This window comes from Streptomyces chartreusis (assembly GCF_008704715.1).
Lineage (GTDB): Bacteria > Actinomycetota > Actinomycetes > Streptomycetales > Streptomycetaceae > Streptomyces > Streptomyces chartreusis.
In genome coordinates this window covers 4996217-5022909 of the sequence record NZ_CP023689.1, presented here as the reverse complement: position 1 = coordinate 5022909, position 26693 = coordinate 4996217, and the positions used below count along the sequence as shown (strand labels likewise).

The following is a 26693-nucleotide window of genomic DNA, read 5'->3' as shown; positions in this document are numbered from 1 at the left end:
CACCTGGGGGACAATTGACGCGGACGGTCCAGTGCGCGGCTGACGCGCCGGGGAGATCCGCGGGCTACGCAACCCCCACCAACAGGTCGGCCGCTTCCTCCCGCTCCACCATCGCCCGCAACGGCCCGTCCGTGGCGGCCAGCTCCGCGAACGCGCCCCGCTGCACCACGCGTCCCTCGTCCAGCACGACCACCTCGTCCACGGCGTCCAGGCCGGCCAGCCGGTGGGTGATGAGCAGTGTCGTACGGCCCTCGGTGGCGGCCAGCAGGTCGGCGGTGAGGGCGTCTGCGGTCGGGAGGTCCAGATGCTCGGCGGGCTCGTCGAGCACGAGGACGGGGAAGTCCGCGAGGAGTGCGCGGGCCAGCGCCAGCCGCTGCCGCTGACCGCCCGACAGCCGCGCCCCGTGCTCGCCCACGAGCGTGTCAAGGCCGTCGGGCAGACCGTCGGCCCAGTCCAGCAGCCGCGCCCGGCCCAGGGCGTCACGCAGGTCGGCCTCGGTGGCGTCCTTCCTGGCGAGGAGCAGGTTCTCGCGCACGGAGCTGTCGAAGAGGTGCGCGTCCTGCGCGCACAGCCCGACCAGCCGCCGTACGTCGTCGCCGTCCAGCGCGTGGGCGTCGACGCCGCCCAGCGTGTACGAGCCCGCGTCCGTGTCCAGGAAGCGCAGCAGCGCCTGCGCCAGCGTCGTCTTGCCGGACCCGGACGGTCCGACGACGGCGATCCGGCGGCCTTCCTCCAGGGTCAGGTCGAGACCTGCGAGCGCGTCCCGGTCCTGCCCCGCGTGACGGGCGGTCAGGCCCCTGACGGCGACCGGGAAGGGCGATGCGGGCGCCTTCCGGGGACGCTCCGGTTCCCGTACGGGCTCGGGTGCGTCCAGGACCTCGTGGACCCGCTCGGCGCTCTTGCGCACCCGCTGGCGGTACTGCACGGCGAGCGGGAGCCCCAGGACCGCCTCGAAGGCGGCCAGCGGGGTGAGGACGACGACGGCCATCGTCACACCGCTGAGCCGGCCGTCCACGACCGCCTGGGCGCCCACGAGGGCGGTGGCGGCGACGGTCAGGCCGGAGATCAGCGCGGTGAGCCCGTCGCCGAGTGCGGTCGCGGTGGCGGCCCGCGAGGCGATCCGGGTGAGCGTCCCGTCGGCCCGGCGAGCCTCGGCCGTACGGCTGGGCAGCGCACCTGCGACGGTCAGCTCCGCGGTGCCGGTGAGGAGATCCGTCACGCGCGTCGCGAGGACTCCCCGGGCGGGGGCCAGCCTGCGCTCGGCGCGGCGGGCTACGGCACCCGTGACGAGGGGGACGCCGAGGCCGGCCGCCAGCAGCCCCGCCGCGAGCACCGCACCGGCCTCGGGCAGCAGCCAGGCCGTGAAGCCGACGGCGCCGGCGGACACGACCGTCGCGGCGGCCGCGGGCAGCAGCCAGCGCAGCCAGTAGTCCTGAAGCGCGTCCACATCGGCGACGAGCCTCGACAGCAGATCGCCCCGTCGCGTGCGGCGCAGCCCGGCAGGTGCCAGCCGCTCCAGCCGCCGGTACACGGCGACCCGGGTGTCGGCCAGCATGCGCAGCACCGCGTCGTGCGACACCAGGCGCTCGGCGTACCGGAACACGGCCCGCCCGATGCCGAAGGCCCGCGTCGCCGTCACGGCCACCATCAGATAGAGCACGGGCGGCTGCTGCGAGGCCCGCGAGATCAGCCAGCCGGAGGTGGCCATGAGCCCGACGGCACTGCCGAGCGCGAGGCTCCCGAGCAGCAGCGCGAGGGCGAGCCGGCCGCGTCGGGGGCCGGACATGGCACGGACGCGGGCGAGGGCACCACGCGCGTCCGCGGCGAGCGGCACGTCCTCGGCACCAGCGGGAGCGGGCTCTCCGTGCGTTTCACCGCCCTCGTCCCGACGGACGACGGACGCTTCGGACTTGGGCAGGGCTTCCGCCCGATCGGGTGCCGCGGGCTCGGCGAGCCGCACCACGCGGTCCGCCACCCCCAGCAGCGCCGGCCGGTGCACGACCAGCAGCACCGTCCGCCCCACGGCGAGCCGGCGCACGGCCTCGACGACCTCGGCCTCGGTGGCCCCGTCAAGCGCGGCCGTCGGCTCGTCCAGCAGCAGGACGGGCCGGTCCGCGAGGAACGCCCGGGCCAGCGCGAGCCGCTGCCGCTGGCCCGCGGACAGCCCAGTCCCGTCCTCGCCCAGCACGGTGTCGGCACCCCCGGGCAGCGCGTCCACGAACTCCAGCGCCCCGGCGTCCGCCAGCGCCCGTCGCACAGCGGTGTCGTCGGCGTCGGGACGCGCCAGCCGTACGTTCTCGGCGATGGTCCCGGCGTACAGATGCGGCCGCTGCGGCACCCAGGCGATGCGCGAGCGCCACTCCGCCAGATCGAGTCCGGTGAGATCGGCTCCCCCGACCAGCACCCGCCCCGCGGTCGGCCGCACGAACCCCAGCAGCACATTGAGCAGCGTCGACTTGCCGGCGCCGCTCGGCCCGACGAGCGCGATCGTCTCCCCGGGCTCGACGGCGAAGGACACGTCCGCAACGGCGTCGGCCGTACGGCCGGGGTAGCGGACGGAGACGCCCTCGAACGACACCCCGCCGGTCGGCACCGCCGCGGTCCCGGACGCCGGCACCGGCGTCTCCAGCACCTCGAAGATCTCCTCCGCCGCGGAGAGCCCCTCGGCCGCCGCGTGGTACTGGGCGCCGACCTGTCGCAGCGGCAGATAGGCCTCGGGTGCCAGCACGAGGATGACCAGGCCGTCGTACAGATGCATCTCGCCGTGGACGAGGCGCATGCCGATCGTGACGGCCACCAGGGCCACCGACAGCGTCGAGAGCAGCTCCAGCGCGAACGAGGAGATGAAGGCGATCCGCAGGGTGCGCATCGTCGCCCTGCGGTACTCGCCGGTGATCCGCCGGATCGAGTCGGCCTGCGCCTTGGCCCGGCCGAACACCTTCAGGGTCGGCAGGCCGGCGACGACGTCGAGGAAGTGGCCGGACAGCCGCGACAGCAACTGCCACTGACGGTCCATCCGTGACTGCGTGGCCCAGCCGATCAGCATCATGAAGACCGGGATGAGGGGCAGGGTGCCGACGATGATGGCCGCCGAGACCCAGTCCTCGGTCACGATCCGCGCCAGCACCGCGATCGGCACGACGACCGCGAGGCCCAGCTGCGGCAGATAGCGCGAGAAGTAGTCGTCCAGGGCGTCGACGCCACGGGTGGCGAGGGCGACCAGCGACCCGGTCCGCTGTCCGCCGAGCCACCCGGGACCCAGCTCGGCGGAACGCTCCAGCAACCGCCCCCGCAGCTCCGACTTCACCGCCGCGCTCGCGCGGTGGGCGGCCAGCTCCGTGAGCCAGGCGACCACCGCACGGCCGACCGCGACCGCCACCAACAGCAGCAGGGGAGTGCGCAGTTCAGCAGCGGACAGGCCCTGCTGGAACGCGCCCACCACCGCCTCGGCGATGAGCATCGCCTGCGCGATGACCAGTACCGCCCCGACGACACCCAGGCCGACGACCGCGATCAGGAAGAGGCGGGTGGCGCGCGCGTACCGGAGGAGACGCGGGTCGATTGGTTTCACGTGAAACACACCTCAGTGCACGGTCTCAGCGATGTGCTGCGTACCGATCCGCTTGCGGAAGACCCAGTAGGTCCAGCCCTGGTAGAGCATCACGATCGGCGTGGCGATCACCGCGCACCAGGTCATGATCTTCAGTGTGTAGGGGCTCGACGAGGCATTGCTGACCGTGAGGCTCCAGTCCTCGTTGAGCGAGGACGGCATGACGTTCGGGAAGAGCGTCAGGAAGAGCATCGCCACGGCCGCCACGATGGTGACGCCCGAGAAGGCGAACGACCACCCCTCGCGCCCGGCCTGGTTCGCCGCCACAGCCGCGACCAGCGCCACGACCGCCACGACCAGCGCAGCCAGGCTCTGCCCGTCGCCGTTGTCGATCTGCGTCCAGAGCAGGAAGACCGCGGCCACCACGGCGGTCACGAGGCCGAGCCACAGCGCCAGCTTCCGTGCCCGCTCCCGGATCTCCCCCACGGTCTTGAGCGCGGTGAACACCGCACCGTGGAAGGTGAACAGCGACAGTGTCACCAGACCGCCGAGGAGCGCGTACGGGTTGAGCAGATCGGGGACGTTGCCGACGTACTCATGGCTCTGGTCGATCTTCACGCCCCGCACGATGTTGGCGAAGGCCACGCCCCACAGGAACGCCGGGAGCAGCGAGCACCAGAAGATGGCCTGCTCCCAGTTGCGCTGCCACTTCTCCTCGGGCCGCTTCGCCCGGTACTCGAAGGCGACACCCCGGACGATCAGGCAGACCAGGATGAGCAGCAGCGGCAGATAGAAGCCGGAGAAGAGCGTGGCGTACCACTCGGGGAAGGCGGCGAAGGTGGCGCCGCCCGCCGAGAGCAGCCACACCTCGTTACCGTCCCAGACGGGGCCGATGGTGTTGATCAGCACCCGCCGTTCGGGCCGGTTGCGGGCCAGCAGCCTGGTGAGGACGCCGACCCCGAAGTCGAAGCCCTCCAGGAAGAAGTAGCCGATCCACAGGACGGCGATCAGGACGAACCAGACGTCGTGAAGTTCCATGACAGTGCAGCTCCCTCTGCCTAGTACGAGAAGGCCATCGGCTTGTCGGCGTCAGGGGAGTCGCCGCCGATCTTCTTGGGCGGGTTCAGGTCGGCTTCCGTCAGCTCGGGCGGGCCGGCCTTGACGTACTTCGCGAGGAGCTTGACCTCGACGACGGCGAGGATGGCGTAGAGCGTGGTGAAGACGATCATCGAGGTGAGGACCTCGCCCTGCGAGACGCCGGGGGAGACCGCGTCGCGGGTCCGCAGGACGCCATAGACGACCCACGGCTGGCGGCCCATCTCGGTGAAGATCCAGCCCCAGGAGTTGGCGATCAGCGGGAAGGCCAGGGTCCAGATCGCGATGCGCCAGTACCACTTGGTCAGCTTCGGGCCGAGTGCCTTCTTCGGGAGCAGCACCAGATGCGGCACCTCGTCCTCACCGACCCGCAGATGCTGGGGCAGCATGAACTTCTTGCGGGTCAGCCAGAGTCCGGCCACTCCGACGGCGAGCGACGTCATGCCGAAGCCGATCATCCAACGGAAGCCCCAGTAGGCGACGGGAATGTTGGGCCGGTAGTCACCGGAACCGTACTTCTCCTGCTCGGCCTTGTTGACGTCGTTGATGCCGGGGACGTACGAGGTGAAGTCGTCCTTGGCCAGGAAGGACAGCAGGCCGGGGATCTCTATGGCGACCTTGTTGTGGCCCTTGTCGACGTCACCGACGGCGAAGATCGAGAAGGGCGCCGGCTTCTCGCCGTCCCACAGGGCCTCGGCCGCGGCCATCTTCATCGGCTGCTGCTCGTACATGATCTTGCCGAGCGTGTCACCGCTGACGGCGGTGAGCAGACCGCCGACGGCGACGGTGACCAGGCCGAGCCGCAGCGAGGTCTTCATCTCGCGGATGTGCTTCTTGCGCAGCAGGTGGAAGGCGGAGATGCCGACCATGAACGCGCCGCCGGTGAGGAAGGCCGCCGACAGGGTGTGGAAGGCCTGCGCGAGCGCGGTGTTCTGGGTCAGAACCAGCCAGAAGTCGGTGAGCTCGGCCCGTCCCCGCGCCTCGTTGATCCGGTAGCCGACGGGGTGCTGCATCCAGGAGTTGGCCGCCAGGATGAAGTACGCCGACAGGATCGTGCCGATCGAGACCATCCACATGCAGGCCAGGTGGATCCTCTTCGGCAGCTTGTCCCAGCCGAAGATCCACAGGCCGATGAAGGTGGACTCGAAGAAGAAGGCGATCAGCGCCTCGAAGGCGAGCGGAGCACCGAAGACGTCACCGACGAAGCGGGAGTAGTCGGACCAGTTCATGCCGAACTGGAACTCCTGCACGATGCCGGTGACGACACCCATCGCGATGTTGATCAGGAAGAGCTTCCCCCAGAACTTCGTCGCCCTGAGGTACTTCTCCTTCTCCGTGCGTACCCAGGCGGTCTGCAACCCGGCCGTGAGGGCGGCCAGCGAGATCGTCAGAGGGACGAACAGGAAGTGGTAGACGGTGGTGATGCCGAACTGCCATCGCGCCAGGGTCTCCGGCGCCAAAGCCAGGTCCACGTCGCTGCTCCTTACATACGCTTGTGAAAGCGTTCACATTCACAAGCAATTATGCAGCACGGACATTCCAGGCCCTCACGGGGGGTCCTTCGTTCGGACCAACCCCTTGGCGGGAACTTCAACATATTGTTGAATCGCCTGCATGCAGCCACAGACACCGCTTCGGATACGGATCTCCTGGCCCTCGGGGAACCTCACCGCGACCCTCGACGACACCCCAACCGCGCAGGCCCTCGGCAAGGCCCTGCCGCTCAGCTCCACCGCTCGCACTTGGGGCGAGGAGGTGTACTTCGACACAGGGGTGTCCGTTTCACGTGAAACGGACGCACAACAGGTGGTCGAGCCTGGCACAGTCGCCTTCTGGACCGACGGCGACGCGCTCGCCCTCCCCTACGGACCCACACCGATCTCGCGAGGCGCCGAGTGCCGCCTCGCGAGCCCGTGCAACATCCTGGGCCGCCTCGACGGCGACGCCCGCCTGCTGGCGACGGTCCGCGACGGCGACCCCGTCCGCGTGGAACTGATCGACGCCTGACCGTGCCGGCCTAGCCCCTGTCGCCGCCCGGCCGTGCCCCCGGAGCCTCTAGAGCTCCTTGCGGAAGCCTTCCGCCACCTTCAGGAAGATGTCGTTCGCCTCGGCCTCTCCGATCGTCACCCGCACACCCTCGCCCGGGAACGGCCGGATCACCACGCCCGCCTGCTCACACGCCTGAGCGAAGGCGACCGTGCGCTCCCCCAGCCGCAGCCACACGAAGTTGGCCTGGGTCTCGGGCACCGTCCAGCCCTGGGCCCGCAGGCCGTCGCCCACACGGTTGCGCTCACACACCAGCGACCCGACCCGGCCGAGCAGTTCGTCCTCGGCACGCAGCGAGGCGATGGCCGCGTCCTGCGCGAGCTGGCTCACCCCGAAGGGCACGGCCGTCTTGCGCAGGGCCGCCGCGACCGGCTCATGGGCGATCGCGAAACCGACGCGCAGACCGGCGAGGCCGTACGCCTTGGAGAAGGTCCGCAGCACGCAGACGTTCGGGCGCTCGCGGTAGATCTCCACGCCGTCCGGCACCTCGGGGTCGCGGATGAACTCGCGGTAGGCCTCGTCCAGCACCACCAGGACATCGCTCGGCACCCGGTCGAGGAACCGCTCCAGCTCGGCCCGCTTCACGACCGTGCCCGTCGGGTTGTTCGGGTTGCAGACGAAGATCAGCCTGGTGCGGTCGGTGATGGCGGCGGCCATCGCGTCCAGGTCGTGCACCTCGTCCGACGTCAGCGGCACCTGTACGGAGGCCGCACCGCTGACCTGCGTGATGATCGGGTACGCCTCGAAGGACCGCCACGCGTAGATGACCTCGTCGCCGGGGCCGGCGGTGGCCTGGATCAGTTGCTGGGCGACACCGACCGAGCCGGTGCCGGTGGCCAGGTGGGAGAGCGGGACGCCGAAGCGCTCGGACAGCTCGTTCATCAGCCCCGTGCACATCATGTCCGGGTAGCGGTTGAACGACGAGGCAGCCACCGTGACGGACTCCATCACGCCCGGCAGCGGCGGATACGGGTTCTCGTTGGAGGACAGCTTGTAGGCCACCGGGCCACCGGCCGCGGCGGGCTTGCCCGGCTTGTAGGTGGGGATACCCTCCAGCTCGGCGCGCAGCTTGGGGCTCGTCTCGCTCACCGCAGTCCTCCTCGCGACCACCGGCGGCCCATCACCACCGCCGGCTCCAATACTTCTCACCTTATGAGGATTCCGCGCCGATGCGTACAGGTGAGGAAGAGGCGATGCCCACGGGCGGGGCAGACTCGGGCCGCTGATCACACCTGTCACACCAGCATCAAGGGCATCGGCGCACGAAGGCGTACGAACCGGGGGGCGCGCCACACATATATCTACGCGCCGGTGGCTCGCGCCCTGGCGCGCATCCCCCGTGAAGGTGAGTTGAGACCTCTTCGAAACATCGGACACTTGGCAGGCCCATGCGCGCCGACAAGTCACGTCTCGCCATTGGATCGTTCAACTCCCTTGCTTTCAAAGGAATCTGACGGACTATGACCTTGCAGAAACGTGCCTGTCAACGACTGCATATGCGTCCGCACTACCCCACCGCATGAGCCCTACTATCGGCTCGCCATGACAGCAGCAGGGAAGCACCAGGTGAGCCGCGCGGAAACCTCACGTCGAGGCAGTCGACCCGGTCGGGCGGGCATCAGAGACGTGGCGGCCGCCGCCGGAGTCTCCATCACGACCGTCTCCGACGCCCTCAACGGAAAGGGCCGGCTCCCCGACGCCACCCGCCGCCATGTCCGCGAGGTCGCCGACCGCCTCGGCTACCGGCCCTCGGCCGCGGCCCGGACACTCCGCACCGGCAAGTCGGGACTCATCGGCCTGACCGTGACGACGTACGGGGATGAACCTTTCACCTTCACGGAGTTCGCGTACTTCGCCGAGATGGCCCGGGCGGCCACCTCGGCCGCGCTCGCCCGCGGCTACGCCCTCGTGATCCTCCCCGCGACCTCGCGCCACGACGTGTGGTCGAACGTCGCCCTCGACGGCACGGTGGTCATCGACCCGTCCGACCAGGACCCGGTCGTCAGCGAACTCGTCAGACAGGGCCTCCCGGTCGTCTCCGACGGACGTCCCGCCGGTTCGCTCCCGGTCACGGCCTGGGTCGACAACGACCACGAGGCCGCCGTGATGGGCATCCTCGACCACCTGGCCGACGCGGGCGCCCGCCGGATCGGTCTGCTGACCGGCACCACGACGGACACCTACACGCATCTGTCGACCACGGCGTATCTGCGCTGGTGCGAACGGGTCGGACAGGACCCCGTGTACGAGGCGTACCCGGCGCACGACCCGTGCGCGGGCGCCGTCGCCGCCGACCGGCTGCTCGCCAGGCCCGACCGGCCCGACGCGGTCTACGGACTGTTCGACCCGAACGGCACCGACCTGCTCGCCGCCGCCCGCCGCTACGGCCTGCGCGTACCGGACGACCTGCTTCTGGTGTGCTGCAGCGAGTCCACGGTGTACGCCAACACCGAGCCGCCCATCACCACGCTCTCGCTGAAGCCCCGCCGCATCGGCACGGCCGTGGTCCAGCTCCTCATCGACGCCATCGAGGGGGTCGACTCGGACCAGCCGGTCGAGCAGGTGATACCGACGGAGTTGATCGTGCGTACCTCGTCCCAGCGACGTCCGCCGCGCACGACGGTCAGTCCGCCGCGGTCTCCCGAGGATCGCTAGGCGCACGCCGAAGGACCGCAGAAGCAGGTCGGGGGGCGGGCAGGGCGCGGTCGTCGAGTGGTAGAAGCCCTGCCCAATCGGGGCGAAAGCCGCGGTGAACAGCAGTCCTGCTCCGATTCACCACCCCTGGGTCATCACATGGCGCGATCGGCATTCCTATGATGGGCCCACGACACCGCGGGCCGCTGCGACCAGGCAGTCCGATGCGGTGCAGATGCGGCGTGATGGTGGAGGGGTCTGATGACTCAGGGGGCCGGTCAGGGACCCGAGGTGGAGCGCACGGCGACGTTGCGCGACTTCCGGGTACCCGCTTACGTCCACGAGACCGGTCCGTACGCCAGCACGCACCCGGGCGACGTCGCCCCGCCCGCCGAGGAGAAGTATCCCGAGGGGTACACGCCCACGCAGCGCGACCTGCCGGTCATCAATCGCGGCGACACTGTCCAGGTGCATGTCGACCCCGCCTCCCTGCCGGACGAGCAGCCGAACAGCGGCTCCGGTGCGCTGTTCGTCGTCGGTGACGTGCACGGCTATCTCGACGAGCTGGTGGCCGCTCTCCAGGAGAAGGGCCTGATCGACTCGGCGGGGAACTGGTGCGCGGGCACCGCACGGCTGTGGTTCCTCGGCGACTTCACTGACCGCGGCCCGGACGGCATCGGCGTCATCGACCTCGTGATGCGGCTGTCCGCCGAGGCCGCGGCGGCCGGCGGCTACTGCAAGGCCCTCATGGGCAACCATGAGCTGCTGCTGCTCGGCGCCAAGCGCTTCGGCGACACCCCCGTCAACTCCGGCGCGGGCACCGCCACCTTCCAGGCCGCCTGGCTGCTCAACGGCGGCCAGAAGACCGACATGGACCGCCTCCAGGACCACCACCTCCAGTGGATGTCCCGGCTGGACGCCATGGAGGAGGTCGACGGGCATCTGCTGGTGCACTCGGACACCACCGCCTATCTCGACTACGGCGACTCGATCGAAGCGGTCAACGACACCGTCCGCGAGACACTCACGCGCAACGACGCCGACGAGGTCTGGGACCTCTTCCGCAAGTTCACCAAGCGCTTCTCCTTCCGCGACGAGGGCGGCCCGGACCATGTCCGCTCGCTGCTCGATACGTACGGCGGCACCCGCATCGTTCACGGTCACAGCCCCATTCCGTATCTGCTGGGCGAGGTCGGCTCCGAGGAGGGCGAGGACAACGGCGGGCCGCTGGTCGAGGGGCCGCACCTCTACGCCGAAGGGCTCGCCATCGCGATGGACGGCGGCGTGACCATGGCCGGAAAGCTGCTGGTCCAGCAACTTCCCCTGGATATCTGAACGTTCACCGGGCAGACGACCCCCCATCACGCAGGGACGGAGGACGGCGCAGGCCAGGGCCCAATTTTGGCAAACCCCCTGTCACCGTGTGCCGTCACCGCTCTACCATCGGCTTATCCGTAGCAGGCTCCCCTCCGTTTCTGCCCGACGGCTCGTTGGCATGCGAGCCCCAAGCCCTACGGAGCATCGGGGGATGCACATGAACAGCGTTCCGCAGCACCTGCACAGCGAGGACCGCCAAGAGTACGAGCGGATCCTCGACGAGGCGCTGCGCTCCGCACCACACCGCCCGGAACTGGCCGCTGTGGGACAGCGGCTCAACCCCGAACAGCTGCGCACCATGGCGCTGAACGCCACCGCACTCATCACGGCGGCCGCGGCGACCGAGTACCAGCACTACGTGAAGGTCCGCGAGGAACTGCGCCAGCCGGCGCCGTCCACCCCGTCGTCCAGCCGCGAGTCCGGCTCCTCCGAGTCGGGCACAGGCGCGATGGGGCTCGCCACCACCATGGGAGAAGTCGCCGAGACGGCCGGCCCCGGCATAGTCGCCGTGGTCGCCGTGCTGGCACCCGTCCTCGCGGGCACCGCCGCGGCGATCTTCCTGCTCGTCGGCTACATCCTGAAGATGCTCAACCCCGAGCCGGCGTTCGCCCAGACGATGCTCACCACCGGATGGGTGTTCGGCGCCATCGCGGCGGCCGCGATTCTCGTCGCCGCCGTCGGACTCCTGCTCACCGCCCTGCGCAACCGGCCGGCCTTCGACTCGGGGCCGTACGGCGAACTGAGCGAAGAGGTGACCCGGGCCAGGGAAGCCTGGCGCGATGCCCTGCTGGAGCGCGGCGTCCTGCCTTTCCTTCGGGAGGCACTCGCCGACCCCGGCACGGCGGCGGCCCTGCACCGCACGCCGCCGACGACACCGGCCGGCCGCATCCCGAACCTCGGCTACGGCCGTCCGGGTTTCAGCAGCCCGGACAACGGCGCCGTCCCGGGCCCGCGTCCGAGCTACACGAGCCCGGACTACACGAGCCCGGACTTCGGAGGGCCCGAACACCAGCCGGAGTAGCCCCTCGGCTTGCGCTCCCGCCGTGAGAAGGCCCCGTCAGGGGACCTCCTCGCGGGAACCCCGGGGACATCTCCTCGGGGAGGCGCAAGCCGAACAGCCGGCAGCGCACATCCGGCCGAAAGGCCCGACCGCGGCGCAGCACGCCCGACTTCGGGGGCTTGGCGCTCCGGGTCGGGACATCGTCATGGACGCCGGCTCGGCGATGCAGGCGTCCAGGCCCGACGTGAGGGGCAGGACGCCTGATCTGGCCCCCTGTTGACGTCAGTCCGCGATCGGCAGGTACACCCGGTTACCCGCCGCGGCGAACTCCTGCGACTTCTGGGCCATGCCCTCCTCGATCTCGGCCCGGGATCCGCCATGGGTACGGCGGATGTCCTGGGAGATCTTCATCGAGCAGAACTTCGGCCCGCACATGGAGCAGAAGTGGGCCGTCTTGGCCGGCTCGGCCGGAAGCGTCTCGTCGTGGAACTCCCGTGCGGTGTCCGGGTCCAGGGCGAGGTTGAACTGGTCCTCCCACCGGAACTCGAAGCGGGCGTCGGACAGTGCGTCGTCCCACTCCTGCGCACCGGGGTGCCCCTTGGCCAGATCGGCCGCGTGGGCGGCGATCTTGTAGGTGATGACGCCGGTCTTGACGTCGTCACGGTTGGGCAGGCCCAGGTGCTCCTTGGGCGTGACGTAGCAGAGCATGGCCGTGCCCCACCAGGCGATCATCGCGGCACCGATGCCGGACGTGATGTGGTCGTACGCCGGCGCGACGTCCGTGGTCAGCGGGCCGAGCGTATAGAACGGAGCTTCATCGCAGATCTCCTGCTGAAGGTCGATGTTCTCCTTGATCTTGTGCATCGGGACGTGTCCCGGGCCCTCGATCATGGTCTGTACGTTGAAACGCTTGGCGATCCGGTTGAGTTCCCCGAGCGTCCTCAACTCCGCGAACTGCGCCTCGTCGTTGGCGTCCGCGATCGAGCCGGGCCGCAGGCCGTCGCCGAGCGAGTACGTCACGTCGTAGGCCGCGAGGATCTCGCAGAGCTCCTCGAAGTTCTCGTACAGGAAGCTCTCCTTGTGGTGCGCCAGGCACCACGCCGCCATGATCGAGCCGCCGCGCGAGACGATGCCGGTCTTGCGGTTGGCCGTGAGCGGGACGTACGGCAGGCGCACGCCCGCGTGGACGGTCATGTAGTCGACGCCCTGCTCGGCCTGCTCGATGACCGTGTCCTTGTAGATCTCCCAGGTCAGCTCCTCGGCGCGGCCGTCGACCTTCTCCAGCGCCTGATAGAGCGGCACCGTGCCGATCGGCACGGGGGAGTTGCGCAGCACCCATTCACGGGTCGTGTGGATGTTGCGGCCGGTCGACAGGTCCATGACCGTGTCGGCGCCCCAGCGGGTCGCCCAGGTCATCTTCTCGACCTCCTCCTCGATGGAGGAAGTGACCGCGGAGTTGCCGATGTTGGCGTTGACCTTCACCAGGAACCGCTTGCCGATGATCATCGGCTCGATCTCCGGGTGGTTGACGTTGGCGGGCAGCACAGCCCGGCCCGCGGCGATCTCCTCACGGACCACCTCGGGAGAGACGTTTTCCCTGATGGCCACGAACTCCATCTCGGGTGTGATCTCGCCCCGGCGCGCATAGGCGAGCTGCGTGACCGCCTGGCCGTCACGGCCGCGACGGGGCTGACGCGGACGTCCGGGGAAGACCGCGTCGAGGTTGCGCAGACCGCCGCGCGGCGAGGTGTGCTTGATGCCGTCGTCCTCGGGACGGACGGGACGACCCGCGTACTCCGCGGTGTCGCCGCGGGCGATGATCCAGTTCTCCCGCAGCGGGGGGAGACCCCTGCGGACGTCGGTATCGGCCACCGGATCGGTATACGGGCCCGACGTGTCGTACAGCGTGACCGACTGCCCGTTGGTGAGGTGCACCTGGCGGACCGGCACCCGCAGATCGGGGCGTGTGCCCTCGACATACGCCTTGTGCCAGCCGATGGACTTCCCGGCCTCCGTGGACGTTTCGCCCTGAATGGGCCGTTCGTCCTGGCTGGAGGCAGGCGTGCGCGCGTCCTTGATGGTCATGAGACCTACTCCCTACGCCGGCATTACCCGGTAACAGGTTCGGCGGTCGACGCAGCGGTATCCGTCTGCCGACGTTTCGTGTGAAACATCACTCGCGATGAGTGATGTTTCATGTGAAACATCGCTGGGACGGAGGTCAGCGCCCTCTCAGCCCGGTGCTCCGAGCTCCCGCGTGTACAAAGGTGGCACCACGCTAGCGTCAATTCGGGCGCGCTGAACAGAGGGCCCCCACCGTTCTTGCGATGATCGGGCGGTGACCACGACGCATGAGCCTCCGTTCCCACCGCCCGATCCGCCCCGCGGCTCGGGCTCCGGAAATGGCCCCGGAAACCGCCCCGCACGGGGCAACGGCCGTACGGACGGCCGGGGTTCGGGCGTCCCCGGAGGCGGTTACGACGGTGGATTCGGCCGTGGTTCGGCGAGCACCCCCGACGGTGGATTCGACCGTGGCGCTGCGGGCGTCCCCGACGGTCGCACGACCGACACCGGCGGTTGGCACGCGCACGACCTCCGCCCCGGTGGGATGCGGGAGCCGCGGGGCGGAGCCGGCGACTGGCAGGAACCCGGCTCCCGGCCCGGGGGTCCGCAGGAGCACGGAAGCGGAGCCGGCGGTCCGCAGAATCGTGGATACGGCTCCGGCGGCCCGTACCGGCAGGGACCCGGTCCGGGCGATCGTCCCGGCCCCGATGCAGGTGGCGGCCACGGTCACGGCCCCGATGCCGGGGGTGGCCAAGGTCACGGCCCCGGATCCGGCGGCGGGCAGGGCGGTGGCGGCGGTGGGCGTGGCGGTGACGGCAACGACGACCATGGGCATGGGCCCGGGCAGGGCCACGGACACTCGCACAGTCACGCCCACGGGCCTGCGGCTCCGGTCTCCCGGCATCTGCGCAAGGTCATCGCGGCGGTTCTGATCCCGTTCGCCGCGGCGGTGGTGGTCGGTCTCGCGGTGCTGTGGCCGGGCGGTGCCCCCGGCCACGAGCGCACCGGAGTCGGCTTCGACCGGCAGACGCAGCAGGCCACGGTCACCAAGGTCGTCGAGCTGAGCTGCAAGGACGTCAACGCCTCGGGCGTGCCGCCGACCGGCGACACCTCCACCGCCGAGGGTTCCTCCGCGGCGCAGCAGGACAGCGGTACCTGCAAGAAGGCGACGATCCAGGTCGACACCGGCAAGGACAAGGGCCGTACGTTCACGGAGATCGTGCAGCCCGACCAGTCCCGCCAGTTGCACGAGGGCCAGGAGGTCGTGGTCGCCTACGAGCCCTCCGCGCCGAAGGACCTCCAGTACTCGGTCACCGATGTGAACCGGCGCGTTCCGCTGTCGGTGCTCGCCGGCATCTTCGCCATCGCCGTCGTGGTCGTCGGCCGGCTGCGCGGCCTGATGGCGCTGATCTCGCTGGCCATCAGCTTCATGGTGCTCAACTTCTTCATCCTGCCCGCGATCCTCCAGGGCTCGAATCCGCTGGTCGTGGCGGTGGTCGGGTCGAGCGCGATCATGCTGATCGCCCTCTATCTGTGCCACGGCCTCTCGGCCCGGACATCCGTCGCGGTGCTCGGCACGCTGATCTCGCTGTTGCTGATCGGCATCCTCGGCTCGGTGTTCATCGACTGGGCCGCGCTCACCGGCAACACCGACGACAACACCGGTCTCATCCACGGGCTGTATCCGTCGATCGACATGAGCGGTCTGCTGCTGGCGGGCATCATCATCGGTTCGCTCGGTGTCCTCGACGACGTGACGGTCACGCAGACCTCCGCGGTCTGGGAGCTGCACGAGGCCAACCCCACGATGGGCTGGCGCGGGCTGTACCGGGCGGGCATCCGCATCGGCCGCGACCACATCGCCTCCGTCGTGAACACCCTCGTCCTCGCCTACGCGGGCGCCGCGCTGCCGCTGCTGCTGCTCTTCTCGATCGCGCAGAGCGGCGTCGGCACGGTCGCCAACAGCGAGTTGGTCGCGGAGGAGATCGTGCGCACGCTGGTGGGCTCCATCGGCCTGGTCGCGTCGGTACCGGTGACCACCGCCCTCGCGGCACTGGTGGTCTCGGCCGACCGTCCGGAGACGGGCTCGGTGCCGGCCGGCGCCCAGCCGGTCCCCGCGGGCGCCCAGCCGGGCCCGGGAGTCGCTCAGGCGGGTCCCAGGCCGGGCGGGCGAGGCCGCCGGAGGAAGCGGTGACGCGGGGGCGCCGGCGGACGCTGTGACGGCCCCGGGATCCGAGTCGGGGGCAGACCGCGCGACAGCCGGCCGACCGGGACGTCGGCGCTCTGAAGGGCTTCAAACCGCTGCGCCCGACTTCGCCCATCCGGCGGAGCGCAAAGCACACCCGGCGCACGAGGAGCGCTCCCACGCGCCCCTTGCACACCGCTGAAGCGTTACGCCAAACCCGCGTCGCACCGGCGTAACGCTTCAGCCGGCGCTCTGCTCCTCCGCGAGGATGCGGTCCAGAGCCTCGTCGAGATGGGCGTCGAAGTCGGCGAGCGCGCCCTCCTGACCCAGCGGCACCAGCTTGTCGGTGCGGTCGAGGAAGGCCACCAGCGGCGCCACCGAGGACCGGAACAGCGCCTGGTCGGCCCCCACCTGAAGCCTGATCAGAACATCGCCCAGCGTCTCGGAACCGGCAGGTGAGACGCGTACATCGCCCTCCCCGCACGGCCTGCCCACGCCGTCCACCAGCAACTCGCGACCGAAGGCCCAGGTCACCGGGGCGTCCCCGGGCAGGTGGAAGGTCAGGCGTACCGCATAGGGATCGCAGGTCTCGTAACGCAGCTCGACCGGGATGCGGAACGCGAGCTCCTCGGACACGAGAAAGCTCATCATGACCTCTGCCTGTACGGACTCTCGCATCGCCTACCCCGTCGGTTGCCTTCGACTGGCCGGGACCGGACCCCAGGCCTGGTGGAATCTTGCTGAAAGTACACGAGAGATCACAAGGAGTGAGTTTTCAGATACTGATAGAGATCGCCAGTGACCCCAGGAGCCGCCCGATCTCCTCCTGGAGCTGCCGCGCCGCCGACAGCAGTCGGTCGGACTGCTGGACGGGCAGGGAGATGGCCATCGTCGCGGCCGTGGTGCCCAGCGTGATCGGGATCGCCGCGCACACCGTGCCCAGCGCGTACTCCTGACGCTCGACCACCGGCTCCATCCTGCGGACCCGTTCGAGGCGGCGGAGCAGCGAGCTGCCGTCGCGCACCGTGTACGGGGTGATGGACTGCACGGGGTGGCGCTCCAGGTGGTCGCGCCGGGCGTCCTCGTCGAGCTGGGACAGCAGGCACTGGCCGATCGCGTGGGCGTGGCCGGTCTCGCGGAAGTCGGCCCATTCCTCGACCGCCGGGTTGCCGGGGGTGTCGGAGACGCACACGACCTCGATCTCGCCGTCGCGGTACTGGGCGTAGTACACCGGCACACCGATGGCGTCCCGGCACCGGGCGAGGGTGTCGGCGACCGTGCTGCGACGTTTCTGCTCGGCTCCGCTGCTGCTCAGCCGCACGGCGGCCTCGCCGAGGAAGAACAGACCCTTGTCGCGGCGCAGATAGCCCTCGTGCACCAGCGTGCGCAGCAGGTGGTACGCCGTGGGCAGGGCCAGGCCCGTCTCACGGGCGAGTTGCTTGGCGGGGGCGCCGTACTCGTGCTCGGCGACGCGTTCCAGCAGGCGCATCGCGCGCTGGACGGATCCGATGAGGGTCGCGGAGTTCGACGGCTCGGAGGGTTCCGGGGAGGCCTGCCGCGGCACCTGGGGTACGGAGGAGCGCGGCCGGGCCGGGGGTGCGTGGGGTTCCGATGGTGCGGTGTCTACCTTGGCCAAGGGTCACTCCCGTAGCGCGAGGGGGGCAGCCCGTGCGGGAACACGGGTGGGGTGTACGCCACTCGCGGGGCCGGTCCCCGCGTCGATTTCCCGGACTCTATTGGCCCGCCACCGCCCGCGGTCGCCCCGTCCGGGAAACTTCCCTCGCCCGAGGGAACCGGTGATTCCTGTTACCGCCCACCGGTCCCCACGACCCTCACCAGTCGCTGCGTGACGAAGAGCTCGACATGAACTTCCGTACGACGTAGATCAGTCCGCCGACCAGTGCCACGAAGACCAGCACCTTGAAGAGCAGTCCGATCACGAATCCGACCACGCTCGCTATCAGCCCGCCGAACACGACCAGGGCGATGACCGGCACCGCGATCCACTTAACCCACCACGGCAGTCCTGCGAAGATCTCACGCATCGCCCTCGTCCTTACCTCTCCGCCCGTCCTGTGCCGGGTCCTGATGTCGGCGAATCTTCTGATTCCCCGCACTCGATGCTAGGACGGGCAGGTGCCCCAGCGGGGGCCTCGCAGCCCTTGTCCTCCCCTGATCGAACCCCTAGGGAACCCCGAGGCCGAAGGTCAGCTCTCGGGCGGAGAGAACATCACGAGCACCCGCAGGTCCTCGCTGATGTGGTGGAACTTGTGGGCGACTCCGGCCGGCACGTAGACCACGCTGCCGCGCGCCACGTTCGTGGTCTCCATGCCGACGGTGATCTGGGCGCGGCCGCTCACAACGAAGTAGACCTCGTCCTGGTTGTGCGGGCTCTGTGGATCGTGCTCGCCGGCGTCGAGCGCGTACAGGCCGACCGACATGTTCCGCTCCCGTAGAAACTGCAGGTAGGCGCCCTCGTTGGCGGCGCGCTCCGCCTCCAGTTCGTCCAGCCGGAATGCCTTCATCGCTGTCGTCCGCCCTCATCCCAGTGCTCGTGGCCGATCTCGTCTGCCACGATCAGACACATGAAGAATTTCGTAGTCAAGACGATCGCCAACGCGGGCGCCCTGGCGGTCGCCGTCTGGCTGCTCGACAAGATCACTCTCACCGGTGACAGCACGGGCAAGCAGATAGGCACCCTGCTCCTCGTCGCGCTGATCTTCGGCTTGGTGAACTTCCTGGTCAAGCCGATAGTCAAGCTCTTCAGCCTGCCTCTGCTCATTCTGACGCTCGGCCTGTTCACGCTGATCGTCAACGCGCTGATGCTGTTGCTGACCTCGTGGTTCGCCGACAAGCTCGACCTGAGCTTCCATGTCGACGGCTTCTGGACGGCCGTACTCGGCGGCCTGATCATCTCGATCGTCTCCTGGGCGCTCAACCTCGCCCTGCCCGACGGAGACTGAGGACCCGATGACCTACCGCGTCTGCTTCGTCTGCACCGGCAACATCTGTCGCTCGCCGATGGCCGAGTCCGTCTTCCGCGCCCGCGTGGAGGAAGCCGGACTCGACGACCGGGTCGAGGTCGACAGCGCCGGCACCGGCGGCTGGCACGAGGGCGACCCGGCGGACCCGCGCACGGTCTCCGTCCTCGAGGAGCACGGCTATGACGGCGGTCACACGGCCCGTCAGTTCCAGTCGTCCTGGTTCGCCCGCCTCGACCTCGTGATCGCCCTCGACACCGGGCATCTCAAGGCCCTGCGGCGCCTCGCTCCATCGCCCGAGGACGCGGCGAAGGTACGGCTGCTGCGTGCGTACGACCCGGAGGCAGGCGACGACCTCGACGTGCCGGATCCGTACTACGGCGGCAGGGACGGTTTCGAGGAGTGCCTCGACATGGTGGAGGCGGCGAGCACGGGCCTGCTCGCCGCCGTCCGTGAACAAGTGGAGGGACACGCGGCATGAGCGACCCGGGCCCCCAGGGGCTGCCTTCCGGCGGCGACGGCGATGGCACGCGCGCGGTGCGGGCGGGCCTGCCCGAGCCGGTCAAGTACGAGCCGACCCTGCCGGGTCCGGTGTTCGCCGCCCACTTCCACCTGCCGGGCGAGCCGACAGGGCCGTACACCTACGGACGGGACGAGAACCCGACCTGGACGCTTCTGGAGCGCGCCGTCGGCGAGCTGGAGGCGCCGGGGGAGGACGGCGTCGAGACGCTGGTCTTCGCCTCCGGCATGGCCGCAATCTCCTCGGTGCTCTTCTCCCGGCTGCGGTCCGGGGACGCGGTCGTCCTGCCCGGCGACGGCTATCAGGCGCTGCCCCTGGTGCGCGCGCAGTTGGAGGCGTACGGCATCGAGGTGCGCACCGCGCCGACCGGCGGGGACGCCCAGCTCGACGTCCTGGACGGCGCGAAACTGCTGTGGATCGAGACGCCGTCCAACCCCGGTCTCGACGTGTGCGACATCCGGCGGCTCGCCTCGGAGGCACACGCGCGTGGCGCTCTCGTCGCCGTCGACAACACGCTCGCGACGCCGCTCGGGCAGCGCCCGCTGGAACTCGGCGCCGACTTCTCGGTGGCCAGCGGCACCAAGCAGCTGACGGGGCACGGTGACCTGCTGCTGGGGTACGTCACGGGCCGCGACTCCGAGGCCATGTCCGCGGTGCGGCGGTGGCGCAAGATCGTCGGGGCGATTCCGGGGCCCATGGAGGCCTGGCTGGCCCATCGTTCCCTCGCCACGCTCCACCTGCGTGTGGAGCGGCAGAGCGCCAACGCCCTCGCGGTCGCCGAGGCGTTGCGGGACTGGCCGGAAGAGCTCGGGGTGCGCTATCCGGGGCTGCCCGCCGACCCCTCGCACGCGATCGCCTCGCGGCAGATGCGCGGCTTCGGGTGCGTGGTGTCCTTCACACTGCCCACGCGCGCGCGTGCCGAGCGCTTCCTGGACACCTTGCGGCTCGTCGACGACGCGACCAGCTTCGGCGGAGTGCGCTCCACGGCCGAGCGGCGCGGCCGCTGGGGCGGCGACGCCGTACCGGAGGGCTTCATCCGCATGTCGGTCGGCGCGGAGGATCCGGAGGATCTGGTGGCCGATGCTTTGCGGGCGTTGGACGCATCGGCCGGGTGAACCGGGCCTGACCCTGTGCCCGTCGACGGTGCGATACGTCGAACGGGCGGTCCGAGCCTCCCCCCTCGTGGCTCGGACCGCCCTCGGTTCCGCGCGCGAAGAACCGCGCGAACAAGGCTAGTTGACTCTGTGTCAGTGTCCAATCACAGTAGCGACAGAGACCTATCGACTTATTTATAGTTGGGCCCTGCCCTGGGGGTGGGGAGAAGGGCGGGGAAGGGGAGCGTCGGGTATGGATCTGGCCTTGTTGCGCACCTTTGTGACCGTGCACCGGGCCGGCTCCTTCACTCGCGCCGCCGCGCTGCTGGGGCTGTCGCAGCCGGCCGTGACCTCGCAGATCCGCACCCTGGAGCGGCAGTTGGGCCGCCCTCTGTTTCTGCGCCAGGCCCGCGGGGTGACCCCCACGACCATCGGCGACGAGCTCGCCCACAAGGCCGCGCCGCATCTCGACGCCCTGGTCGAGATCACCGAGACCGGCCTCGACGACGATTCCTCCCTGCGGTCCCTGCACCTCGCCGGCCCTCCCGAGTTCACGGCAGAGCGCGCGCTGCCCGCACTCACCGAGCTGACCGGCGAGGACGGCCAGGGCTTCGCCTTGCGCGCGTCCTTCGGGAACGCCGAGGAAGCCCTGGAGGGGCTGGCCGCCGGACATCAGGATCTGGCCATCAGTACGGCCCGTCCCCGCGGCGCCCTGCTCACGGCGACTCCGCTCTGCGACGAGGAGCACGTGCTCGTCGCCGCTCCCCGCTGGGTCGAGCGGATCGGTGAGGGCCAACTGCGCCACAAGGGTGCGCATGCCCTGGAGGACGTGCCGGTGGTGGAGGTGCACGAGTCCCTCCCCTTCGTCTCCCGTTACTGGGCTTCGGTCTACGACTGCCGCCCTGCCGCGCCGGGCACGGTGATCGTCCCCGACCTGCGCGCGGTCCTGGCCTGTGCGGGCGCGGGAGCGGGGCTCGCGGTGCTGCCCCGCTACCTGTGTGCCGCCGCTCTGGAGCGGGGCGAGGTCGTCGCCCTGCACGATCCGACGGTGCCGCCGCTGCGGACGTACTTCCTTGTGGTCCGCACCGGCACGCTGGCGATGCCGCATATCGCGCGGGCCCATGAGTGGCTGCTGCGAGCGGCCTCGGACTGGGCCTGAGCACGGCGCCTGAGCGGCGCGATTCGATGGGTGCGAGCGGCGGCTTGCGGCCCATCTGCGCCCGCCCGGCAGGGACATCACCCGGTGAGCTCGACCGGTGACGTTTCGCGATGTTTCACGTGGAACCAGCCGGGCCACATTTCTCCCATGACCGTCCGACCCGTGGTCAAGCGCACCGCACGCGCCGTTCTCCTGGACGGCAACGACTTGATCCTGATCAAGCGCACCAAGCCCGGCATGGATCCGTACTGGCTCACGCCCGGTGGCGGCGTCGAGCCGACGGACGCGACCGTCGTCGACGCCCTGCACCGCGAGGTCTACGAGGAACTCGGCGCCAAGATCACCGATGTGGTGCCCTGCTTCGTCGACACCGTGGAGCACATCGGCGAGGACGGCGGAGCGACCGGTGTGAAGGTGCAGCACTTCTTCGTCTGCCACCTGGGGTCCATGGACCCGTCCTTGCGGCACGGCCCCGAGGTGGACGAGCCCATCGGCGAGTACGAGATCGTGAGAGTGCCGTTCACCCGGGTCGGGATCGCGTCCGTCCATCTCGTGCCGCTGTCACTGCGGCACTACCTCGACGGGAACATCGAGGGAGTGCGCGCGATGCACGCGCCCGACCTGGGCTGACCTCACAACGCGACGACGAGTTCCTCCACCGAGTCATGGCGTATGCGGCTGACCGGGACGCCGCTGGCCCTCAGCACGTCGACACCGCTGCGGATCATGCCGGGCGGACCGGAGACATAGGCGTCGTACTCGGTCCAGGGTCCGTACTCGCGGATGGCTTCGGGGAGCTGGAGCAGTCCCTGCCGGTCCACCACGGGGCGGACCTCCAGCCACGGGTGGGACTGCTTGAGCCTGAGCATCGTGTCGATGTCGTAGAGGTCCTGGTCGGTGCGGGCGCCGTAGAAGACCTCGACCGGTCGCCGCTCGCCGTGCTCGGCGACGTCCTCGACCAGTGCCTTGATGGGCGCTATGCCGGTGCCGCCGCCCAGGCAGAGCAGCCCGCTGTCGGTCGTGTGGTCCACGGTCATGGAGCCGCCGGGCGGGCCGAGCCGGATGATGTCTCCCGGGCGGGCGCGGTGGACCAGCGCGTTGGAGACCCAGCCCGCGGGCACGGCCTTCACATGGAACGTCAGCAGGCCGTCGGAGCGGGGCGCGGAGGCGAAGGAGTAGTGCCGCCAGACCCGGGGCCACCAGGGCGTCTCCACGCTCGTGTACTGCCCGGCGAGAAACGGATAGGGCTGGTCGGGGCGGACGGTGAGGACGGCGACGTCCGAGGTTCGCAGCTCGTGCGACACGACCTCCGCGTACCACCAGGCGGGGGCGCGCAGTTCGTCGGCCGCGGCGGCGTCGATCATGACCTGGGAGATCGTCGTGTACGCCCGGACCCAGGCGGCCTCCATCTCGCCGCTCCAGATGTCGGGCGCGTACTTGCTGAGCGCGCCGATGAGGCACTCGCCGACGGCCGGGTAGTGCTCGGGCCGGGTGCCGTACTTGCGGTGGCCACGGCCGAGGTTCTGCAAGTAGTCGACGAGGACGGGCTTGTTGTCTATGTGCTCGGCCGCGGTGAGCAGGGCCTTCAGCAGCCGGTCCCGCTGGGTGTCCATCGCCGCGGGGAACAGGGACCGCAGGTCGGGGTGGCGCACGAAGAGCAGCGCGTAGAAGTACGAGGTGACCTTGTCGGCCACGGGGCCCACCTCGGCCATCGTCCGGCGGATCAGTACGGCGTCCGGGGAGGCGGGTTGGGCCGGAGCGGGGCGCTGGGACGGGACGTGCAGCTGCTGGGCGGGCGGTGCGAAGGAGCCCGGCTGCGAAGGGGACGGCGGCTGCGCGGTAGAGGTGGGCGCCGCAACGGGCCCGGATGCCTCGAAGGCGCTGAAGGACGACGTCTGGGGCCGTGCCGGGGCGGCCTGGGCTGTGGCGTACGGCGGTTGACTCGATGCCGGAGCGGTGGGGGGCGTCGGCTGGGGAGGCGGTATGTGCCCGGAGGCGGGCCGTTCAGGGGGAGCCGTCGAGGGCGGGGCTCCCTGCTGTGGTGCCCTCGCCCCGGCGCCCGTGTGATCGGGACCGGCTGCCCTCGTGCCGGCGCCGGTGCGATCGGGGCCCGCTGCCTGGTGTGCCTCGCCGGGGCCCGTATCTCGGTCCTCGGCCGGCCGGGCCTCTTCGTCGGTCGTCAACGTCCTGCCCACCGGGCGCATGGCGGCAAGTCGTCGGCCTTCGGTGGCTTCCTGTTCAGTGCCCGGAGTCGTCGCCGGCTGCTTGCGCGGCGTGAACCAGCCGCCCCCGCCGCCGGAAGTGCCGTTGTCGGCCGACGTGGTGGTCGGAGCGTCCATGGTGTGCCTCGCCTCGAACATCTTTCGGTCGGTCTGCGCACTTCCTCGATCGGAAGGTGCCTGATCCCCCGCGACGGCTTGCATTCCCCGTTCGTTGCCGCGATCCAATACGGCCACATTCAACCCGCATTCACGCCCAGTACGGACAAGTAAGGCGAGAGTGTGACATTGGCCGCAGTGCTCTCACCGCAGCATCCCACCCAGCGTCAGCGCCCTGGCTCCATAACCGAGAATGCGGGTCTTCGATCTCTCCGTCCCATTACGCTGCTCTGCCTTGCGCTCGGTCCACGCCGGGAGTCTGGATCACAGCTCGGACACGAACCGGAGTCGACCCTACCGGCCAAGGCCCCGATCACAAGTCCCCCCTTGCGTCCACACGAAATGGGCGAGGGGACGAACGGTTAATTCCTTCAATTACCGGCCGCTGCGCACCAATTCATAGGCTTCCCACAGATCCATCCCCATGTAGGTATGGGTCGCAAGGCCAGCCAGATGATGGTCCGCGTTGACCGCGACAGACACCGGAACAGCTCCGAACAGGGCTTTGTCCGACCCTGAGTCGCCATAGGCGACGCATTCGGCTCGCGTCACGCCGAACTCCGCACAGAGCAGGTCGGCGATGCGAACCTTCGCCTCGGCACTGAGCACTCCGGCCGGATCGACGGGTTCGGTGAACGGCACGGCCGGAAAGCGTGAGCCGTATGCCGCGTGCACGCCCCAGCCCGTCAGCCGTTCCACGAAGAATGAGGGCGAAAGCGAGATCACGGCACAGTAGTCGCCTTGTCCCCTGATCTCGGCCCAGACCTCCCGGATCCGGGTCATCCAAGGAGCACCCTCGAAAGCGGCCGCCACATGGACCTCCGTGAGATCGGCCCAGAGCGCATGCACCCGCTGTGCATACTCCGGAGGGCCGATCAGCCCTGCCGAGACCTCGCGGTCGAGCGCGACCGTCTCAAGCTCCAGCCCAAGCTGGCGTGAGATCTCCACGGGCGCAGATGTTCCACGCAGAAGCGTGCCGTCCAAGTCGAAGAGGTGCAGTCTCGCCATGAACCATCAGGCTAATGGCGAATGCCGCCAATCCCTTCTTGCAAGGCCCTTTGGCGGATGCTCGCCGTTCGCCCATGTTTCACGTGAAACACCCAGCGTCTATCGGCACACTGTGCGGGCGTCCATGACATGGCCAAAAGGTCGTACGTCTCCCCGGAAACTGGTGGACGATCAGGGCTGTTGTCAGACAGCCTGACCTGCGTGCCGACTCCTTCCCTCGCCGCTCTGCCCATCCGCCGTCTGACGCCTCGCGACCTCACCGCCTGCGCAGACTTGTCCGAGGATCGGGGCTGGCCCCGTGAGGAACACAAGTGGCAGTTCCTGCTCACAGCCGGGAGGGGCTACGGCATCGACGACCCCGACGGCGGTCTCGTCAGCGCCTGCGTCGTCACGGAGTACGGTCCGCGGGAACGCCCCGAACTGGGAGCGATCGGCATGGTCCTGGTCGCCGAGCGGCATGCCCGCCGGGGCATCGGACGCCGGTTCATGCGGCACATCGTCGACTCGATGGGTACGATGCCGCTGACGCTGCACGCGACGCCGAACGGCCGGCCGCTGTACGAGGAGCTCGGCTTCAAGGTCACCGGGCGGGCGGAGATGCTGCGCGGACACTTCACGCCCGGTGCGTCGGTGCCCTCGGTCGCCACACGTGCCGCCACCGCCGAAGACCTCAGCACCATCGTGCGGCTCGACGAGGAGGTGTTCGGCGCCGATCGCACCCACATCGTCACGCGGCTGCCCGCCTTCGCCGACCAGTTGCGCGTCGCCGAGGAGAACGGCCGGATCATCGGCTACACGGGTGCCTGGCCCAACATGGACACGCATGTCGTGGGTCCGCTGATCGCTCGTGACACCGAGACAGCGAAGGCACTCATCGCCTCCCTCGCCGTCCACACCGACCGCCCTCTGCGCACGGACATCGACGTACGCCACGAGGAGCTGCTGTCCTGGGCGAAGGAGCACGGCCTGGCCTCCGTCGCCTTCAACTCGGTCATGACGTACGGCATCTCCGAGCTGCCCGGCGACTGGCCCCGGCGGTTCGCTCCGCTGACGGTCGCGGCGGGCTGAGGGCTCGACCGCGGGCTTCAACACCCATGGGAAACGCCGGCCCCCTCGGGAGCCGGCGTTTCCTCGTCCATGTGCAGGTTCTGTCGGACGAGGCCGATGTGGGGGTGCCGTCAGGCGAGCGCCTTGATCGCGGTCGTCGCGAAACCGTGGTCCTGGTCCGGCGCGCCGCCGCCGACACCGATCGCGCCGATCAGCCGGCCGTCCCGGTGGACCGGCACACCGCCCGCGATGAACAGCAGCGGGCGGTCGAGCGCGGTGGGCAGGGTGTGGAAGAGCCCTCCCGGCTGTACGGCGTCGACAAGGTCGGCGGTGGGGGCGTTGAGCTGGAGTGCCGTGTAGGCCTTGCGGGTGCTGGTCTCCCCGGCGATCAGTACGGCGCGGTCGTCACGGCGGAAGGCGAGCAGGTGGCCTCCGGCGTCCAGGACGGTGACGCTGACGTTCACCCCGGCCGCCTCGGCAGCCTGGTGCGCGGCGGCGATGAGGAGGTCGGCGTCCTGGGTGGTCAGCGGGGCGACTGCGGTCGTGGTGCTCATG

23 protein-coding genes are annotated in these 26693 nt (G+C 69.8%); 11 read left to right on the top strand and 12 right to left on the bottom strand.

Going from position 1 to position 26693, the window contains the following annotated elements; all coding sequences use genetic code 11:
* Positions 1 to 64: 64 nt before the first annotated feature.
* Genes cydD through CP983_RS21835 form a run of 3 tightly spaced genes read right to left on the bottom strand, consistent with a single transcriptional unit; the run spans position 65 to position 6117 of the window.
* Complete coding sequence (gene cydD, locus CP983_RS21845; protein WP_150501272.1) at positions 65 to 3571, bottom strand: thiol reductant ABC exporter subunit CydD; 3507 nt, start codon at positions 3569 to 3571, stop codon at positions 65 to 67.
* Between the two features lie 12 nt (positions 3572 to 3583).
* A complete protein-coding gene (cydB, locus tag CP983_RS21840; protein WP_150501271.1) occupies positions 3584 to 4588 on the bottom strand; it encodes a cytochrome d ubiquinol oxidase subunit II in 1005 nt (334 codons plus the stop codon).
* Between the two features lie 20 nt (positions 4589 to 4608).
* Positions 4609 to 6117: a cytochrome ubiquinol oxidase subunit I gene (locus CP983_RS21835; RefSeq protein WP_150501269.1), complete on the bottom strand. Its 1509-nt coding sequence runs from the start codon at positions 6115 to 6117 to the stop codon at positions 4609 to 4611.
* Positions 6118 to 6259: 142 nt separating this feature from the next.
* Between CP983_RS21835 and CP983_RS21830 the strand changes: the two genes are divergently transcribed.
* Positions 6260 to 6652, top strand: coding sequence for a cyclophilin-like fold protein (locus tag CP983_RS21830; RefSeq protein ID WP_107905006.1), 393 nt, complete (start codon positions 6260 to 6262; stop codon positions 6650 to 6652).
* Positions 6653 to 6700: 48 nt separating this feature from the next.
* Here CP983_RS21830 and hisC read toward each other — a convergent pair whose 3' ends face one another.
* On the bottom strand, positions 6701 to 7780 hold the full coding sequence (hisC, locus tag CP983_RS21825) for a histidinol-phosphate transaminase (RefSeq protein ID WP_107905005.1): 1080 nt from the start codon (positions 7778 to 7780) through the stop codon (positions 6701 to 6703).
* A 453-nt stretch (positions 7781 to 8233) separates the two neighbouring features.
* Here hisC and CP983_RS21820 point away from each other — a divergent pair, with 453 nt between their 5' ends.
* The 3 genes from CP983_RS21820 (at position 8234) to CP983_RS21810 (ending at position 11723) form a co-directional block, all read left to right on the top strand.
* Positions 8234 to 9346 carry a LacI family DNA-binding transcriptional regulator gene (locus tag CP983_RS21820; RefSeq protein WP_150501267.1) on the top strand — a complete coding sequence of 371 codons (1113 nt, stop codon included), beginning with the start codon at positions 8234 to 8236 and terminating at the stop codon, positions 9344 to 9346.
* A 240-nt stretch (positions 9347 to 9586) separates the two neighbouring features.
* A complete protein-coding gene (locus tag CP983_RS21815; protein ID WP_150501265.1) occupies positions 9587 to 10660 on the top strand; it encodes a metallophosphoesterase in 1074 nt (357 codons plus the stop codon).
* Positions 10661 to 10853: 193 nt separating this feature from the next.
* Positions 10854 to 11723, top strand: a complete 870-nt coding sequence (locus tag CP983_RS21810) for a hypothetical protein (protein WP_150501263.1) — start codon at positions 10854 to 10856, stop codon at positions 11721 to 11723.
* 261 nt (positions 11724 to 11984) lie between these two features.
* Here CP983_RS21810 and thiC read toward each other — a convergent pair whose 3' ends face one another.
* Positions 11985 to 13787: a phosphomethylpyrimidine synthase ThiC gene (thiC, locus tag CP983_RS21805; protein ID WP_150501261.1), complete on the bottom strand. Its 1803-nt coding sequence runs from the start codon at positions 13785 to 13787 to the stop codon at positions 11985 to 11987.
* A gap of 523 nt (positions 13788 to 14310) precedes the next feature.
* Between thiC and CP983_RS21800 the strand changes: the two genes are divergently transcribed.
* A complete protein-coding gene (locus CP983_RS21800; RefSeq protein ID WP_373309886.1) occupies positions 14311 to 15960 on the top strand; it encodes a YibE/F family protein in 1650 nt (549 codons plus the stop codon).
* Positions 15961 to 16191: 231 nt separating this feature from the next.
* Here the strand turns inward: CP983_RS21800 and CP983_RS21795 are convergent, their stop codons facing one another.
* From CP983_RS21795 to CP983_RS21780, 4 genes are all read right to left on the bottom strand, one after another.
* Entirely contained in the window at positions 16192 to 16629 is a 438-nt protein-coding gene (locus CP983_RS21795) for an SsgA family sporulation/cell division regulator (RefSeq protein WP_030957553.1), read from the bottom strand.
* A gap of 97 nt (positions 16630 to 16726) precedes the next feature.
* Positions 16727 to 17587 (bottom strand): IclR family transcriptional regulator, encoded by an 861-nt coding sequence (locus tag CP983_RS21790; protein WP_189749027.1) that lies wholly within the window; start codon positions 17585 to 17587, stop codon positions 16727 to 16729.
* Positions 17588 to 17783: 196 nt separating this feature from the next.
* Positions 17784 to 17996, bottom strand: coding sequence for a DUF5326 family protein (locus tag CP983_RS21785; RefSeq protein ID WP_030820182.1), 213 nt, complete (start codon positions 17994 to 17996; stop codon positions 17784 to 17786).
* Positions 17997 to 18158: 162 nt separating this feature from the next.
* The gene (locus tag CP983_RS21780) at positions 18159 to 18476 is read right to left on the bottom strand and encodes a cupin domain-containing protein (protein ID WP_107905001.1); all 318 of its coding nucleotides are present in this window, start codon (positions 18474 to 18476) and stop codon (positions 18159 to 18161) included.
* Positions 18477 to 18536: 60 nt separating this feature from the next.
* Between CP983_RS21780 and CP983_RS21775 the strand changes: the two genes are divergently transcribed.
* The 5 genes from CP983_RS21775 (at position 18537) to CP983_RS21755 (ending at position 22335) form a co-directional block, all read left to right on the top strand.
* Positions 18537 to 18914, top strand: a complete 378-nt coding sequence (locus tag CP983_RS21775; RefSeq protein WP_030957564.1) for a phage holin family protein — start codon at positions 18537 to 18539, stop codon at positions 18912 to 18914.
* 7 nt (positions 18915 to 18921) lie between these two features.
* Positions 18922 to 19413: a low molecular weight protein-tyrosine-phosphatase gene (locus tag CP983_RS21770; RefSeq protein ID WP_107905000.1), complete on the top strand. Its 492-nt coding sequence runs from the start codon at positions 18922 to 18924 to the stop codon at positions 19411 to 19413.
* A complete protein-coding gene (locus tag CP983_RS21765; RefSeq protein WP_150501260.1) occupies positions 19410 to 20567 on the top strand; it encodes a cystathionine gamma-lyase in 1158 nt (385 codons plus the stop codon). The genes CP983_RS21770 and CP983_RS21765 overlap by 4 nt, the downstream gene beginning before the upstream one ends.
* Before the next feature lie 232 nt (positions 20568 to 20799).
* On the top strand, positions 20800 to 21705 hold the full coding sequence (locus tag CP983_RS21760) for a LysR family transcriptional regulator (protein ID WP_125529898.1): 906 nt from the start codon (positions 20800 to 20802) through the stop codon (positions 21703 to 21705).
* A 147-nt stretch (positions 21706 to 21852) separates the two neighbouring features.
* The gene (locus CP983_RS21755; RefSeq protein WP_030967399.1) at positions 21853 to 22335 is read left to right on the top strand and encodes an NUDIX domain-containing protein; all 483 of its coding nucleotides are present in this window, start codon (positions 21853 to 21855) and stop codon (positions 22333 to 22335) included.
* 2 nt (positions 22336 to 22337) lie between these two features.
* Here CP983_RS21755 and CP983_RS21750 read toward each other — a convergent pair whose 3' ends face one another.
* Together CP983_RS21750 and CP983_RS21745 are read right to left on the bottom strand one after the other, a co-directional pair.
* Complete coding sequence (locus tag CP983_RS21750; RefSeq protein ID WP_150501258.1) at positions 22338 to 24065, bottom strand: globin domain-containing protein; 1728 nt, start codon at positions 24063 to 24065, stop codon at positions 22338 to 22340.
* Positions 24066 to 24458: 393 nt separating this feature from the next.
* Complete coding sequence (locus tag CP983_RS21745) at positions 24459 to 25091, bottom strand: HAD family hydrolase (RefSeq protein ID WP_150501256.1); 633 nt, start codon at positions 25089 to 25091, stop codon at positions 24459 to 24461.
* A gap of 201 nt (positions 25092 to 25292) precedes the next feature.
* On the opposite strand from CP983_RS21745, the gene CP983_RS21740 reads away from it, so the two are divergent.
* The gene (locus tag CP983_RS21740; protein WP_150501254.1) at positions 25293 to 26159 is read left to right on the top strand and encodes a GNAT family N-acetyltransferase; all 867 of its coding nucleotides are present in this window, start codon (positions 25293 to 25295) and stop codon (positions 26157 to 26159) included.
* 110 nt (positions 26160 to 26269) lie between these two features.
* On the opposite strand, the gene CP983_RS21735 is transcribed toward CP983_RS21740, so the two are convergent.
* Positions 26270 to 26692 (bottom strand): GlcG/HbpS family heme-binding protein, encoded by a 423-nt coding sequence (locus CP983_RS21735; RefSeq protein ID WP_150501252.1) that lies wholly within the window; start codon positions 26690 to 26692, stop codon positions 26270 to 26272.
* Position 26693 lies beyond the last annotated feature (1 nt).